The 15,176-nt window shown below is 65.9% G+C and carries 13 protein-coding genes; all 13 read right to left on the bottom strand.

All coding sequences use genetic code 11. The annotated features are described in order from the left end of the window. Positions 1 to 54 precede the first annotated feature (54 nt). The gene (trpC, locus tag GRF61_RS19650) at positions 55 to 843 is read right to left on the bottom strand and encodes an indole-3-glycerol phosphate synthase TrpC (RefSeq protein ID WP_169152323.1); all 789 of its coding nucleotides are present in this window, start codon (positions 841 to 843) and stop codon (positions 55 to 57) included. Beyond that, positions 840 to 1,880, bottom strand: a complete 1,041-nt coding sequence (gene trpD, locus GRF61_RS19645) for an anthranilate phosphoribosyltransferase (protein ID WP_169152322.1) — start codon at positions 1,878 to 1,880, stop codon at positions 840 to 842. Before trpD ends, trpC begins: the two co-directional genes overlap by 4 nt. A 47-nt stretch (positions 1,881 to 1,927) precedes the next feature. Further along, positions 1,928 to 2,497 (bottom strand): aminodeoxychorismate/anthranilate synthase component II, encoded by a 570-nt coding sequence (locus GRF61_RS19640; protein ID WP_169152321.1) that lies wholly within the window; start codon positions 2,495 to 2,497, stop codon positions 1,928 to 1,930. 160 nt (positions 2,498 to 2,657) lie between these two features. Beyond that, positions 2,658 to 4,133 carry an anthranilate synthase component I gene (trpE, locus tag GRF61_RS19635; RefSeq protein WP_169152320.1) on the bottom strand — a complete coding sequence of 492 codons (1,476 nt, stop codon included), beginning with the start codon at positions 4,131 to 4,133 and terminating at the stop codon, positions 2,658 to 2,660. A 264-nt stretch (positions 4,134 to 4,397) separates the two neighbouring features. Next, positions 4,398 to 5,078 (bottom strand): phosphoglycolate phosphatase, encoded by a 681-nt coding sequence (locus GRF61_RS19630; protein ID WP_169152319.1) that lies wholly within the window; start codon positions 5,076 to 5,078, stop codon positions 4,398 to 4,400. Position 5,079: 1 nt separating this feature from the next. Then, positions 5,080 to 5,775 carry a ribulose-phosphate 3-epimerase gene (rpe, locus tag GRF61_RS19625; protein ID WP_169152318.1) on the bottom strand — a complete coding sequence of 232 codons (696 nt, stop codon included), beginning with the start codon at positions 5,773 to 5,775 and terminating at the stop codon, positions 5,080 to 5,082. Between the two features lie 80 nt (positions 5,776 to 5,855). Continuing rightward, entirely contained in the window at positions 5,856 to 8,213 is a 2,358-nt protein-coding gene (locus GRF61_RS19620; RefSeq protein WP_169152317.1) for a GspE/PulE family protein, read from the bottom strand. A 97-nt stretch (positions 8,214 to 8,310) separates the two neighbouring features. After that, positions 8,311 to 9,078: a 3',5'-cyclic-nucleotide phosphodiesterase gene (locus tag GRF61_RS19615; RefSeq protein ID WP_169152316.1), complete on the bottom strand. Its 768-nt coding sequence runs from the start codon at positions 9,076 to 9,078 to the stop codon at positions 8,311 to 8,313. A 146-nt stretch (positions 9,079 to 9,224) separates the two neighbouring features. After that, entirely contained in the window at positions 9,225 to 9,956 is a 732-nt protein-coding gene (locus tag GRF61_RS19610; protein ID WP_169152315.1) for an FHA domain-containing protein, read from the bottom strand. A 55-nt stretch (positions 9,957 to 10,011) separates the two neighbouring features. Beyond that, positions 10,012 to 10,782, bottom strand: coding sequence for a protein phosphatase 2C domain-containing protein (locus GRF61_RS19605; protein WP_348982445.1), 771 nt, complete (start codon positions 10,780 to 10,782; stop codon positions 10,012 to 10,014). 216 nt (positions 10,783 to 10,998) lie between these two features. Further along, entirely contained in the window at positions 10,999 to 11,892 is an 894-nt protein-coding gene (gene sucD / locus GRF61_RS19600; protein ID WP_169152313.1) for a succinate--CoA ligase subunit alpha, read from the bottom strand. A 19-nt stretch (positions 11,893 to 11,911) separates the two neighbouring features. Continuing rightward, the gene (sucC, locus tag GRF61_RS19595) at positions 11,912 to 13,072 is read right to left on the bottom strand and encodes an ADP-forming succinate--CoA ligase subunit beta (protein ID WP_169152312.1); all 1,161 of its coding nucleotides are present in this window, start codon (positions 13,070 to 13,072) and stop codon (positions 11,912 to 11,914) included. A gap of 229 nt (positions 13,073 to 13,301) precedes the next feature. Then, positions 13,302 to 13,856: a DUF2889 domain-containing protein gene (locus GRF61_RS19590; RefSeq protein WP_169152311.1), complete on the bottom strand. Its 555-nt coding sequence runs from the start codon at positions 13,854 to 13,856 to the stop codon at positions 13,302 to 13,304. Between the last annotated feature and the right edge of the window lie 1,320 nt (positions 13,857 to 15,176).

Below are 15,176 nucleotides of genomic sequence, written 5' to 3'. Positions count from 1 at the left end.
GCCCTGGGGGCGGGCGGGCGTCTGCTGGCTGGCGTCCGGCCCCGTCATCCGCCCTTACCCGAACAGCGCGCGCAGGCCGTCGCCCGGCTCCGGCACGCGCATGAAGGCTTCGCCGACGAGGAAGGCGTTGACGCCGCGGCCGCGCATCAGCGCCACGTCGGCCGGCTGCAGGATGCCGGATTCGGTGACCACGATGCGGTCGGCCGGCATCGCCGCCAGCAGCGCCAGCGTGTTCTCCAGCGAAACCTCGAAGGTGCGCAGGTTGCGGTTGTTCACTCCGACCAGCGGCGTCTGCAGTTGCAGCGCCTGCTCCAGCTCGGCGCCGTCATGCACCTCCACCAGCACCGCCATGCCCAGCTGCCGGGCGATGGCTTCCATGTCGCGCATCTGCGCCAGGTCCAGGCAGGCGGCGATCAGCAGGATGGCGTCCGCGCCCATCGCCCGGGCTTCATGGACCTGGTAAGTGTCGACCAGGAAATCCTTGCGCAGCGCCGGCAGCTCGCAGGCGGCGCGGGCGGCCTGCAGGTACTCCGGCGCCCCCTGGAAGAAGGAACGGTCGGTGAGCACCGACAGGCAGGCGGCGCCAGCGGCGGCATAGGAGGCGGCGATGGCGGGGGGATCGAAATCCGGCCGGATCACTCCCTTGGACGGGCTGGCCTTCTTGATCTCGGCGATGACCGCCGGCCGGCCGGCGGCGATCTTCGCCCGCATGGCGCCGACGAAGTCCCGCGCCGGCGCGGCCGCCTCCGCCTCGGCGCGCACTGCCGCGAGCGGCTTCTGCGCCAGCGCCGCCGCCACTTCCTGGCGCTTCACGCCGACGATCTTGGCAAGGATGTCGCTCATTGCGGGGCTCCGAAACGGCGGGTGTAACGCACGAACTCGTCCAGCTTGGCCCGCGCTGCGCCGGAGGCGATGATCTCGCGGGCGCGCAGGATGCCGGCGCCGATGGAGTCGACCAGATTGGCCGCATAGAGTGCCACACCGGCGTTGAGGATGACGATTTCGCGCGCCGGGCCGGGGCGGTTCTCCAACGCGCCGATCAGGGTCTGGCGCGACTCGTCGGCGTCCTCCACCCGCAGGTTGCGGCTGCCGGCCATGGCGAGATCGAAGTCTTCCGGATGGATCTCGTACTCGCGCACCTGCCCGTCCTTCAGCTCGCCGACCAGCGTGGCCGCGCCCAGGCTGACTTCGTCCATGCCGTCCAGGCCGTGGACCACCAGCACATGGTTGGCGCCCAGGCGCTCCATCACCCTGGCCTGGATGCCGACGAGGTCGGGATGGAACACGCCCATCAGCGTGTTGGGTGCGCTGGCCGGGTTGGTCAGCGGACCGAGGATGTTGAAGATGGTGCGCACGCCCATCTCCCGCCGCACCGCGGCCACGTTCTTCATCGCGCTGTGGTGGCTGGGCGCGAACATGAAGCCGATGCCCACCGCTTCCACGCACTCGGCGACCTGCTCCGGCGTCAGCGCGATGTTGGCGCCCAGCGCCTCCAGCACGTCGGCGCTGCCGGACTTGGACGACACGCTGCGGTTGCCGTGCTTGGCGATGCGCGCGCCGGCCGCGGCGGCGACGAAGATGGTGGCGGTGGAGATGTTGAAGGTGTGCGAGCCATCACCGCCGGTGCCGACGACGTCGAGGAAGTGATCATGCGGCGGCGCCACGACCACCTTGGTCGCCAGCTCGCGCATCACGGTAGCGGCGGCGGTGATCTCGCCTATGGTTTCCTTCTTGACGCGCAGCCCGGTGAGGATGGCGGCGGTCATCACCGGCGACACCTCGCCGGCCATGATCTGGTGCATCAGGGAGAGCATCTCGTCGAAGAAGATCTCGCGGTGCTCTATCGTGCGCTGCAGCGCCTGCTGGATGGTGATGCTCATGCTCTTTTCCTTGTCTGTTCGTATCTGGAGCCAGGGCGGGCCGCTGCTCAGGCCGCCGCGCGGAGGAAGTTGCGCAGCAAGTCGTGGCCGCGCTCGGTCAGGATGGACTCGGGGTGGAACTGCACGCCTTCCACGTCGAATTCGCGGTGGCGCACGCCCATGATTTCGCCATCCTCCGTCCAGGCGGTGACTTCCAGGCAGTCCGGCAGCGAGGCGCGCTCGATGGCGAGGGAGTGGTAACGGGTGCAGCACAGCGGGTCCGGCAAGCCGGCGAACACGCCGCTGTTGCGGTGGCGCACCGGCGAGGTCTTGCCGTGCATCGGCCGCTGCGCATGCACCACCTTGCCGCCGAAGGCCGCGCCTATGCTCTGGTGGCCCAGGCAGACGCCGAGGATGGGCAGCTTGCCGGCGAATTCCTTGATGGCGGCCACCGAAATGCCCGCCTCCGCCGGCGAACACGGCCCCGGCGAGATCACCAGGCGCTCCGGCTGCAGCGCGGCGATCTGTTCAAGGGTGATTTCATCGTTGCGATAAACCTTCACCTTGGCGCCCAGTTCGCCGAAGTACTGCACCAGGTTGTAGGTGAAGCTGTCGTAGTTGTCGATCATCAGCAGCATTTCGACCCCGCAGGTCTCGTTTCTGGAAGAGTGTTGCGCACCGGGCGCGGCAGGAAGGCGAGCCAGGGCCGCCATCGCTCCGCCACCGGGCGCTGCGGGTGAAACAGGGCTTGCGGAGTCGAGGCCGGTATCGCGGGAAGATGCTGGACGTTCATCCCGCTTACTCCACCTGCGTGTCCAGGCCTCCCTCGGCCATCTCCGCCGCGCGCAGCATGGCGCACGCCTTGTTGCGGGTTTCCTGCCATTCGGCGTCGGGGTCGGAATCGCTGACGATGCCTGCGCCGGCCTGCACGTGGATCTGGCCATCCTTCAGCACCGCGGTGCGGATGGCGATGGCGAGGTCCATGTCGCCATGGAAACCGATATAGCCCACCGAGCCGGCGTAGATGCCGCGCTTCACCGGCTCCAACTCGTCGATGATCTCCATCGCCCTCACCTTGGGCGCGCCGGACACCGTGCCCGCCGGGAAAGTGGCGCGCAGCACTGCCAGCGCGTTCAGCCCTTCCTTCAGCCGGCCCTCGACGTTGGAGACGATGTGCATCACATGCGAGTAGCGCTCGACGGCAAAGCTCTCGGTGACGCGCACCGAGCCGATCTCGGCGACCCGGCCGGCATCGTTGCGGCCGAGGTCCAGCAGCTGCAGGTGCTCGGCGCGCTCCTTCTCGTCGGCGAGCAGATCCTGCTCCAGCGCCAGGTCTTCCGCCGGGGTGGCGCCGCGCTTGCGGGTGCCGGCGATGGGCCGCACGGTGACATCGCCATCCTCCAGCCGCACCAGGATCTCCGGCGAGGCGCCGACGACGTGGAAGTCCTCGAAATTGAAGTAGAACAGGTAGGGCGAGGGGTTGAGGCTGCGGATGGCGCGGTACAGCGCCATCGGACTGGCGGCGTAGGGCTTGCTCATGCGCTGGGACAGCACCACCTGCATGACATCGCCATCGACGATGTACTGCTTGGCGCGGCGTACCGCGTCCTTGAAAGCCTCTTCGCCAAAGCTGGAGACCTCCGGCTGCGGCTCGGCACGGATTTCCGCCGGAATGCTCACCGGCTCGCGCAGCCGCGCCAGCAGTTCGCGCAGCCGGCGCTTGGCACGCTTGTAGGCGCCCGGCACTTCCGGCTCGGCATACACCACCAGGGTGAGCTTGCCGGAGAGGTTGTCCACGATGGCCACTTCTTCCGACAGCAGCAGCAGGATGTCCGGCGTTCCCAGTTCGTCGCGCTTCTCCGCCTTGGCCAGCTTCGGCTCGATGTAGCGCACGGTGTCGTAGCCGAAGCAGCCGACCAGGCCGCCGGCGAAGCGCGGCAGGCTGTCGCTGGGCGGCACCTTGATGCGGTTCATGAACTCGCCGACGAAGTTCAGCGGATCGCCGTAGTCGCGCCGCTCGACCAGGCGGTTGCCAGTGAGCAGCAACGCCGAGCGGCCATAGACCTCGATGCGTGTGGGGGAGGACAGGCCGATGAAGGAGTAGCGGCCGAAGCGCTCGCCGCCCTGCACCGATTCCAGCAGGTAGGTGTAGGACTCGTTGGCGAGCTTCAGGTAGATGGACAGCGGGGTGTCGAGATCGGCAAAGGTCTCGAGGGTAACCGGGATGCGGTTATAGCCCTGGGCAGCCAGGGCGTTGAATTCTTGTTCGAGCATGGTGGCTCCACAAAACTCGGGGACGATTCGGACTGGGTGCGGGCGACGGCCTGGAACTACCGGCGGCCTCCCGCGAAGGGGTGCGCTTTTATTGGCCCGCAGGCCACCACCAACCGGCACGCCAGCACAGCTGGATGCTACGGTCGGTTGCGATCTTCTTGTCCGAAACCCGGTTTGCGAGAGTCACGATGGGATGTGTTCGATGTGCTGCGAGGGCTGTTTGGAAGAGTTTTCCGGTGCGGGCCTGAGTGCTGCCTGGGCTGCCTATGCCACTGCGATCCGGTCCAGCGCTTCGAGTGCCGAGGATAGTAGCCCATCGCATTCTATGGTGTCCACCGGCATGCCCTCGCTATAGCCGTAGTCCACCAGCAGCACCGGCATGCCGGCGGCACGCGCGGCGAGGGCGTCGTTGGCGGAGTCGCCTATCATCAGCGCCTGCGCCGCGCCCACGCCGAGCAGGCCGCAGGCGTGGTGCAGCATGGCGGGGTCCGGCTTCTTGGTCGCCACCGAATCGCCGCTGACGACGGCGTCGAAACGACTGGCGAAGCCCACGCGCTGCAGCAGTGGCAGCGTGAACTCCTCGGCCTTGTTGGTGACCACCGCGAGCTTGAGCCCCAGCGCCCGCATCGCCTGCAAGGCGTCCTCTATGCCTGGGTAGATGCGGGTGGTGTCGCCGTTGATCTCGGCGTAGTGGCGACGGAACACCTCGATGCCGCGCTCGATTTCCAACTCGGTGGCATAGGTATCTTCGGTGAGGCAGCGGCGCACCAGCATGGCAACACCCTTGCCGACGAAGCTGTGGATCTGCGCCGCGCTGCGCAAGGGGCGGCCGAGCTCGGCGAGCATGCGATTGGCCGCCTCGACCAGGTCGCCTATGGTGTCCAGCAGGGTGCCGTCCAGGTCGAACAGGACGGCGCGCACCTGGAAGCGCTCGACCGCCTCCATGTCAGGCCCCGGCCTTGGCCAGCTCGCGCCGCAGTCCGGCGATCACGCTGTCGTAGCGGTGCACGTCCGTCTCGCGGGCGGCGCCGAACACCGCGGAGCCGGCTACGAAGGTGTCGGCGCCGGCAGCGGCAATCGCGGCGATGTTGTCCACCTTCACGCCGCCGTCTATCTCCAGCAGGATATGGCGGCCGCTCCTGGCCTCGTAGGCGTCCAGCCGGGCGCGGGCCTCGCGCAGCTTGTCCAGCGCGGCGGGGATGAACTTCTGCCCACCGAAGCCGGGGTTCACGCTCATCAGCAGCACGATGTCCACCTTGTCCAGCACGTAGTCCAGGTAGCTCAGGGGCGTGGCCGGGTTGAACACCAGACCGGCCTGACAGCCGTGCTCGCGGATCAGGCCCAGCGTGCGATCCACATGGCCGGAAGCTTCCGGATGGAAGGTGATGAGGTTGGCGCCGGCCTTGGCGAAGTCGGGAACGATGCGGTCCACCGGCTCCACCATCAGATGCACGTCGATGGGGGCCTGCGTCAGCGGGCGGATGGCCTCGCACACCATCGGGCCTATGGTGAGGTTGGGGACGTAGTGGTTGTCCATCACGTCGAAGTGGATCCAGTCCGCCCCGGAAGCGATGACGTTGGTGATCTCCTCGCCGAGCTTGGCAAAGTTGGCGGAGAGGATGCTGGGGGCGATGCGGAACATGGAGTCACTCCGGAAAAGCGGAAGAACAAAAACAAGGGGCGGATTCTACTCCGCCCCGCCAAGCACCAAACCGGCCGGCTTCAGCGCACGCAGACCTTGCGCACCTGCTTGAGGTCGGTAACGCCGGACAAGACCTTCTCGATGCCATCCTGGCGCAGCGTGCGCATGCCCTCGCCCAGCGCGGTCTCCAGCAACTGGGCGACGCGTGCGCGCTCCTGGATCAGGCGCTTGACCTCGTCCGAGCCCAGCATCAGCTCATGCAGGCCCACCCGGCCCTTGTAGCCCTGCGTGCATTCCGGACAGCCAGCGGCGCGATAGAGGGTGAAGCGGCCCTGCCCGTCGCCGTACTCCTTGCGCCAGCGCGCCAGGACGGCAGCCCGCGCGGCCCCGGCGTCGGCGCGGAAGTCCGGCGTGCCGTGCATGTCTTCGCAATACTCGTCGAGCAGGTGATTGAGCTCGGCCTCGTCCGGCTCGTAGGCCGTCTTGCAGTGGCGGCACAGGCGCTTGGCCAGGCGCTGGGCCAGCACGCCGAGCAGCGCGTCGGCGAAATTGAAGGGGTCCATGCCCATGTCCAGCAGGCGCACCGCCGACTCCGGCGCGCTGTTGGTGTGCAGGGTGGAGAACACCAGGTGGCCGGTGAGGGAGGCCTCGATGCCGATGGAGACCGTTTCCTTGTCGCGCATTTCGCCGACCATGATCACGTCCGGGTCGGCGCGCAGGAAGGAACGCATCATGGTGGCGAAATCCAGCCCGGCCTTGCGGTTCACCTGCACCTGGCGCAAGCCCTTCTGGGTGATCTCGACCGGGTCCTCCACCGTCCAGATCTTGGTCTCCGGCGTGTTGATGTGGCCGAGGATGGAGTGCAACGTGGTGGTCTTGCCTGAGCCGGTGGGGCCGCAGACGAAGAAAATGCCGTAGGGTTTGGCGACGGTGCGCTCCACGCCGGCGAGGTTGTGCGGGCTGAGGCCGAGCTCGCGGATGGGAATGGGCTCGCTGTGGGCGAGGATGCGCATCACCACATCTTCCAGGCCGCCAGCGGTCGGCACCGTGGCCACCCGCAGCTCGATGTCCAGCGGTGCGTATTTGCGGAACTTGATCTTGCCGTCCTGCGGCTTGCGACGCTCGGAGATGTCGAGGTCGCACATGATCTTGATGCGGGTGACGAGCGGGTTGCGGTAACTGGCCGGCACCTCGATGTAGGGCACCAGGGTGCCGTCCTTGCGGAAGCGGATCAGCGTCTTTTCCTTACCGCCGCGCGGTTCGATGTGGATGTCCGAAGCGCCCTGGCGGTAGGCGTCGACGATCACGCGGTTCACCAGCTTGACCAGTTCGTTGTCCGCCGCCGCGTTCACGTCATCTGACAGGGAAGCGTCCTCGCCGTCCTCGTCCATGTCGGACAACAGGTCGGAGGCCGAGCCGGAATCCAGCGAGCGCTCGAACATCTGGTTGGCGGTACGCTCGAACTCCTCCCGGGTGGTGACGCGGAAGGCCAGCCGCTTCTTGGGGAAGACGTTCTGCGCCACCCGCGAGCCGCGCACCTGCTCCGGATCCACCGCCATGATGACCACCCCTTCGGTCGTCTCCTCCAGCGGCAACCACAGGCTCTGCAGCACATACTCGCGCTTGATGTTGCGCAGCAGGTCCATCGGCTTGACGCGCTCGGCGCGGAAGGGCTCGTAGGCCACACCGTAAAAGCGCGCGGCAGCGGCACCGATCTCGGCCGCCGACACATTCAGGCGCTCGATCAGCACCGTCTCGGTCGGCTTGCCCCCGGCGCGCGCCTCCCGTGTTGCCTCGGCCAGTTCTTCGGCGGTGATGCGCCCATCCGCCACCAGCGCATCGAAACGGGAACGCAACTGCGCCGGCGCCTTGGCCCGCCGTGCGAAGGCCACGCCCAGCGTCTGCGCCAAGCCCATCAGCCCTTCCTCGGCCACCGCCGAGAAGCGCCCCCCGGCGGCATTGTTGATCAACTGGATGACGCCCTGCAGCGTGCCGCTGTCGGGGTCGATCACCGGCGCGGCCAGCATCTGCCGGGCCCGGAAGCCGGTGGACTCATCCACCTCGCGGCGGAATTCCAGCCTGGGAGAGAAGGCGGACAGTTCCTCGCGGTCGTAGACGTCGGCGATGTTGAGCATCTGGCGCTTGCTGGCGACGTAGCCGGCGACGCTGTTCTCGGCGATCGGCAGCCGGATGCTCTGCGCCGCTTGCAGCCCCGTCTTCACCCGGGTGGCGATGGCATTGCCGCCTTCCTCCACCATGTAGATGGACAGGCGCTCGGCATCGAACAGCGCACACAGGTCGGCGGACAGTTCGAAGATGATCTCGTCGATATCTTGGGCAGCGTGGATGCGGGTGGTGATCGCCTGCAGGCCCTTGAAGAAGGCCAGGCGGCTGGCAACCGCGCTGCCACCGGTGGCTTTTGCGGGGTTCGCGTTCATAAGGCGTTCGCTTGTCGAGATGAAGGGCCGATTGCGCCCATTTTATCCGCGCGGCGATCGCCAGCCCGGCAAGCGTCGGCGCGTCCCATGAAACAGTTCAGAACTCCAGAACCTGCCCTTGTTCCAGCCGCCGGGGCCGCAGCGGGCCGCGGTATGCCGCCAGCTGCGCCATGATGCGTTCTCCCAGGCCGGGCTTGAGGTGGCTCACATGGACTTCGGGATGCCCGTGGATCTCGTCCAGCATGGCGGTGAGCATGTTGGGGCAGAGATGACGGGAGGCCACCGCCAGACCGTGCTGCTCGTCGGAAAAGGCAGTCTCCACGATCAGGTGGCGCAGGCGCGGCACCTTGTTGATCGCGGCAATGAGCTCACTGGAATACGCGGTGTCGCCGGAATACACCAGCTGGCCGTCGCCGCCGTCCAGGCAGTAGCCGAAGGCAGGCACCGTATGGTGCGCCGGCAAGGCGGTAATGGTGCGCGACCCGAGCTTGACGGACTCACCGACCTTGAGCGGCTGAAACCGCAGGAAGGGCCGATGACGGTCAGGTATGGCGCTGAAGTCCGGCCACACCAGCCAGTTGAAGACATGGGAGCGGAGGATGCGGATCGTTTCCGCCGAGGCATAGACGGTGACTGGCAGGCTGCGGCTGTCGCCCACCGAGTCGATCATCAGGGGAATCGAGACGATGTGATCGAGATGGGCGTGGGTGATGAAGATGTGGTCGATGCGGCGCAGGGCGTCCAATTCCAGGTCGCCCACACCCGTACCGCAATCGACCAGGATGTCGTCGTCGGCGAGAAAGGCGGTGGTGCGCATACCCGCGCCGCCTATGCCTCCGCTACATCCCAGAACCTTGAGTTTCATGAAAGATCGCTGCGCGGCGCCGGTGCCCTCGCACCCGCCGTCCTGCTCCCCTGTGATCAGGTCCAGACCTTAGCATCTGGTCCGGCTGGAGGCCTATGGAAAAAATCACGCCCATCTCCGCCCCAGGAGAAGGACCGGGAACAGGCTCAGGCGCGGAGGAAGAACTCCATCTTCACGCCAGCGATCTCGATGATGTCGTGGTCACCCAGCTTGTGCGCCTGCACATCCAGCGTGCGGCCATTCACCACCGGAAAGGTGGTGCCTTCGACATGGGTGATGAAGTAGCCGTGCGGCCGGCGGGCAATCACCGCCACCTGCTTGCCCGGCTTGCCCAGCGTGGTCAGCGACTTGGTCAGCGCGAGTTCACGGCCGGCGTTGGCGCCGCTGAGCACTTGGACGAAGCCTTGCCGGTCGTCCGCCAGCAGCTCTTCCCGCTGCAGCGCGTCTGCAGGCAGCAGCTGCGTCTGCGTCGCCGTCGCCTGGCCCTTGAGCGGCCGGGCGCCCACCGAGTCGGTGGCGATGGTGCCGATTTCGAAGGGTTTCAGCGCGGCGGTCTCCACCATCTCGGAGGGAGAGAGACCGGGCAGGGAGGCATCAGCCAGGAACTTGAGGCGGTACTTGCCGAGCTCGACCACATCATTGTTCTGCAGCACATGCTTCTTGATCGGCTGCCCATTCACATAGGTGCCGTTGGTGCTGTTCTGGTCTTCGAGGAAGGCATCCTCGAGGATGCAGGTGATGACAGCGTGCTGGCCGCTGATCGCCAGATTGTCGATCTGGATATCGTTGTTCGGCTTGCGCCCGATCGAAGTCCGTCCCTTGTTCAGGACGATCTCTTTGAGCACCAGCCCGTCCATGCTGAGGATCAACTTCGGCATTGCTAGCACCCGCTCCCCGGTTCGCCCGCTCGTACGGGCGCATTTATCGCTTTCATTATCTGCTTCCCGCACCTTGGGCAAGGATGACAGTTACATTGTCCCGCCCGCCGCGCATGTTGGCGACATCGACCAGCCGCCCGGCAATCTCGTCCAGAGTGCCGCCGACCCCGATCTCGGCTTCGATTTCGTCGTCCATCAGCATGTCCGTCAGACCATCTGAGCACAGCAGATAACAGTCGCTCTGCCGCGTCTCATGCTCGGCCACGTCCAGTTCGACCATCCGTTCTATCCCGAGACCGCGCGTGAGCATGCCACGGAAACGGGACCGCCGCGCTTCGTCGGGGTGAATCATGCCGGCGTCCACCTGCTCCTGCAACAAGGTGTGGTCTCGCGTGAGGAGAGTCAGGGCGCCATCTCGAAAGCGGTAGAGGCGGGAGTCGCCCACATGCGCGCACACCATCGATCCTGGCAGGAAGGTCGCTATCACTATGGTCGAGCCCATTCCGGCCACTTCGACGCGCCTCAGGCCGACGTCATGGATCTCCGCATTGGCCTCGGCCACCGCCAGCCGCAACACTTGCGCCAGGGCTGCCGCGTCCTTCAATACGGCCCGTTCGGCCTCGAGGCGGGAGATCACCACGTCCACCGCCATCGCGGCAGCCACGTCGCCACCGCGATAGCCGCCCATGCCGTCGGCCAGCACCAGCCAGCCCTGCTCCGGCGCAACCCGGTACGCATCCTCGTTGCGCGCGCGGACCCGGCCGACATCCGTTCGGCAGGCGCAGCGCAACAGGGGCGCGCTTCCCTGCGTTTTCACTACCGCCACACACGCTCCCCGCCCTGATGGCTCCGCGATACCGGCCGCAGCGGTCATCGTTGAATCGACCGGCAGTCGCGGCCCCTCTGTGCAAGGCCGGGACACGCCCTGCCAGCCGTCGGCCCGTCCTGGACCGATCGTTTCATTCTAGCGTGGCCCACTGCCGGCGTAGACAAAAAAGCGCCGGCATAAGCCGGCGCTTTGGAGGCTGCAAGTCCGCTGTTCTTACAGCAGCGACTTCAGCAGGCGGCCCATTTCGGACGGGTTCCGGGTCACCTTGAAACCGCACTCTTCCATGATGGCAAGCTTGGCGTCAGCGGTATCCGCACCGCCGGAAATCAGCGCACCGGCGTGGCCCATGCGCTTGCCGGCCGGCGCAGTCACACCGGCGATGAAGCCAACCACCGGCTTCTTCATGTTGGCCTTGCACCACAGGGCGGCTTCCGCTTCGTCGGGGCCACCGATCTCGCCAATCATGATCACCGCGTCGGTGTCCGGATCGTCGTTGAACAACTGCATCACGTCGATGTGCTTCAGACCATTGATCGGGTCGCCACCGATACCGACGGCGGAAGACTGGCCGAGGCCGATCTCGGTCAGCTGCGCAACCGCTTCATAGGTCAGCGTGCCGGAGCGGGAAACCACGCCGATTCGCCCCTTGCGGTGGATGTGGCCCGGCATGATGCCGATCTTGATTTCTTCCGGGGTGATCAGGCCGGGGCAGTTCGGGCCCAGCAGCAGGGTCTTCTTGCCACCGGCCGCTTCCTTGGCCTTCATCTTGTTGCGCACTTCCAGCATGTCGCGGACCGGAATGCCTTCAGTGATGCAGATTGCTAGGTCCAGGTCGGCCTCGACCGCCTCCCAGATCGCCGCTGCCGCACCGGCGGGCGGCACGTAGATCACGGAAACAGTGGCGCCGGTTTCACCGGCGGCTTCCTTGACCGAGGCGTAGATGGGGATGTCGAAGATCTTCTCGCCAGCCTTCTTCGGATTCACGCCGGCAACGAAGCAGTTCTTGCCGTTCGCGTACTCCTGGCACTTCTCGGTGTGGAACTGCCCGGTCTTCCCGGTGATGCCCTGGGTGATGACCTTGGTGTCCTTGTTGATCAGGATGGACATTCGTTCTCTCCCTTATCCTTTACTTGACCGCAGCGACGATCTTGGTCGCCGCCTCCGCCATGGTGTCGGCCGCGATGATCGGCAGGCCGGACTCGGCGAGGATCTTCTTGCCCAGGTCTTCGTTGGTGCCCTTCATGCGCACGACCAGCGGCACGGACAGGTTCACTTCCTTGGCCGCAGTGACCACGCCGGTGGCGATGGTGTCGCACTTCATGATGCCGCCGAAGATGTTCACCAGGATGCCCTTCACCTTGGGGTTCTTGAGCATGATCTTGAACGCTTCGGTGACCTTCTCGGTCGTGGCGCCGCCGCCGACGTCGAGGAAGTTGGCCGGCTCGGCACCGAACAGCTTGATGGTGTCCATGGTGGCCATGGCCAGACCGGCACCGTTCACCAGGCAGCCGATATTGCCATCCAGCGAGATGTAGGCGAGGTCGAACTTGGAGGCTTCGATCTCGTCGGCATCTTCTTCATCCAGGTCGCGATAAGCGACGATTTCCGGATGGCGGAAGAGCGCGTTGGAGTCGAAATTGAACTTGGCGTCCAGCGCCTTGATGTTGCCGTTGCCTTCGAGGATCAGCGGGTTGATTTCCGCCAGCGAGGCATCGGTTTCCATGTAGCAGGTGTAGAGCTTCTTGAACGCATCCACCGCCTTGGCGATGGAGCCTTCCGGCACGCCGATGCCCTTGGCGAGCTCGGTGGCTTGCTCGTCGGTCAGGCCGATCAGCGGATCGACGAAGACCTTGATGATCTTCTCGGGGGTGTTGTGGGCAACTTCTTCGATGTCCATGCCGCCTTCGGAGGACGCCATCATGGCGACCTTCTGGGTAGCGCGGTCGGTCAGCGCGGCGACGTAGTATTCCTTCTTGATGTCGGCGCCTTCCTCGATCAGCAGCCGGCGGACCTTCTGGCCTTCCGGGCCGGTCTGGTGCGTCACCAGTTGCATGCCGAGAATCTGCCCCGCTAGGGTACGCACCTCGTCCAGCGACTTGCCGAGCTTGACGCCGCCGCCCTTGCCGCGGCCACCCGCGTGGATCTGGGCCTTCACCACCCAGATGTTGCCGCCGAGTTCCTCGGCTGCCTTCACCGCTTCATCAACGGAAAAGCAGGGGATGCCGCGCGGCGTGACCACGCCGTACTTTCTCAGCAGTTCTTTTGCCTGATACTCATGAATCTTCATGGTTGCCCTTCGATCGAAGCCGCGGCGCACTCCTCGCCGCGAACAGGTTGATGGGACGCTTCGGAGCTTCGCTCCACGACGGGCACCGTCTCCCTCGTCCGGCACCTGCCGCTTCTGACCCGGGCAATAACCCTGCCCACGCCGTGTCTATCGGAGGCCTCGCTGTCAAGGCGTGGTAACCGTAAGAACCTCGGGATTATAACCGGTTTTCCGCAGCGCACAGGACGCTTCAGACCGGGCCCCGATGCCCCCGATACCAGCGTGGGTAGTAGCGTCGCACGGCTTCCGAGGTCGTCTCGAGCGCATGGCAACGATCAAGCTGGAAGGGCTTTCCGCCGCTGTCGTCGACGTCGCGCTGAAAAGTGGCGAAAGTCTGGATCGCGGCCGTCGGCAGACTGTTCAACAATTCGGTGATATGGGTGCAGCCGGCGACGTCGGCAAACATCTCGGCCACCGTGCGACGAAAGCCTCGCACCAGATTCAGGCCGACCAGCCGCTGGTAGGCCGGCCCAATGGTGTCGCAGCTTCCGGGATAAGGCACCCGGTCGGAACAGGCCTCCGCGGCAAGGATGTTGAAGGTGGCATCCAGCGTGAGCCGCAGGCGCATCAGATGCACCGGCTCGCCCGCCGGGCGGACGCCCGATGCCAAGGGGTAATCGACATCCTTGACATCACACAGCGAAGCTTCGAGTTCGAAGAGACCATCGTCACGCAGATAGCCCTCCACTTCGATACGGCGCAGGTGCACCCGCTTGCGGCCAGGGGAGGAATTGGAAAGCGGCATGAACGTACGGCTGAGTATGGCAACGCCCCCGATTTTACCCCGGCGGAGGCTTTACGTTGCACCGCCGCATCCCCTGCCTCCCGGCGCACTGCAACAAGGACTGAGACAAAATCGACGGCGGCATGCAGCAATGCGACGGAATGCGGCGCAGACGCTGGAATAGCGCCCGATACTCTGATAAAACGCCGACATGCAACCTTCCCCCCACGGACCCGCGGAACGATGAGATCAAAAGGACCTTCGCTCACCGCGCTCGCCATATTGTTGCCTCTTGCCTGGCCCGGCATCGCCGGGGCCGTAGTCCTTGGAGAAGTAACTTCAGTCTCCCCGCTTGGCGCCCCCTTCCGGGTCGAGCTCCGTTCGCTGGACGGCCGGGTGAACGATGCGGGCGAGTGCCTGCGGGTAGCCACCGACGAGGGCAGCGAGCTTCCATCCGTACGCAATGTGCGCATCTCCGCGACGGGTAGCGGAGCAAGTGCCCGCATCATCGTCAGCAGCGCAGCCGCGGTAAACGAGCCGGCGGTCCAGCTCACCCTGCAGAACATCTGCGACTCGCGGCTGCAGCGCCGTTACACCCTCCTGCTCCCCTTCCCCGACCAGGCGGCGGACGCTCCCCAACGGCCGACCGCTTCAGCCGTGCAGTCCTCGCCCGTCCCTCAGCAAACAACTCCGGGACCAGGTAGGCGTATCGCCACCCATGCTGCCGGCGGGGAACACTGGACTACCGCCCCCGGTGAGTCCCTGGCATCGCTGGCTGAAGCCCTGCACCCGCAAGACCGCGCGGCACAGCGCCGCTTCATTGCGGCCACTGCGCGCGCCAACCCCGGGCTGTTTCCCAACGCGGATTCTCACTCCCAGGAACTGCCCCCTGGCACCGATCTACTCATCCCCTCGCCGGCGCAACAAGCGCGGGCCAGTCGTAACGCGTCCGAACAGGCGCTTGCCCCCGCCTCGCCCGATGCACCCTCACGCCAGCGTCCAGTTCAGGCCAGCGAGCCTGGCCGCGGCCCCACCTCCCCGGCCCGGGGCAGGAATGACCGGCTGGTGGTCGGCGAGCAAGAGGCGGCGAACCCTCGCAACTACAGTGCCGAGCCCGACTCTCCGGGATGGGCGCGCAGGGAGCAGGCGCTGACCGGCGCGGTCGACAGAACCATCGTTGCGCAGATGGAACTCCTGGCGCGAATCAAGGAACTGGAGGAAATGCAGGCCCAGTTGAGCGCCCGCGCCGCTCGCCTTGGCATCGCCCTTCCGTCAGAGCTGCAGCCCCCCGCAGCCAGCCCCCCGCCCGGGCCACTTTCTCCCTGTCTCTTATACACATCT

It is taken from the genome of Azoarcus sp. TTM-91 (genome assembly GCF_012911025.1).
Classification (GTDB): domain Bacteria; phylum Pseudomonadota; class Gammaproteobacteria; order Burkholderiales; family Rhodocyclaceae; genus Azoarcus.
Note: the sequence above shows the minus strand (reverse complement) of the source record. Positions and strands in the feature narration are given on the sequence as shown.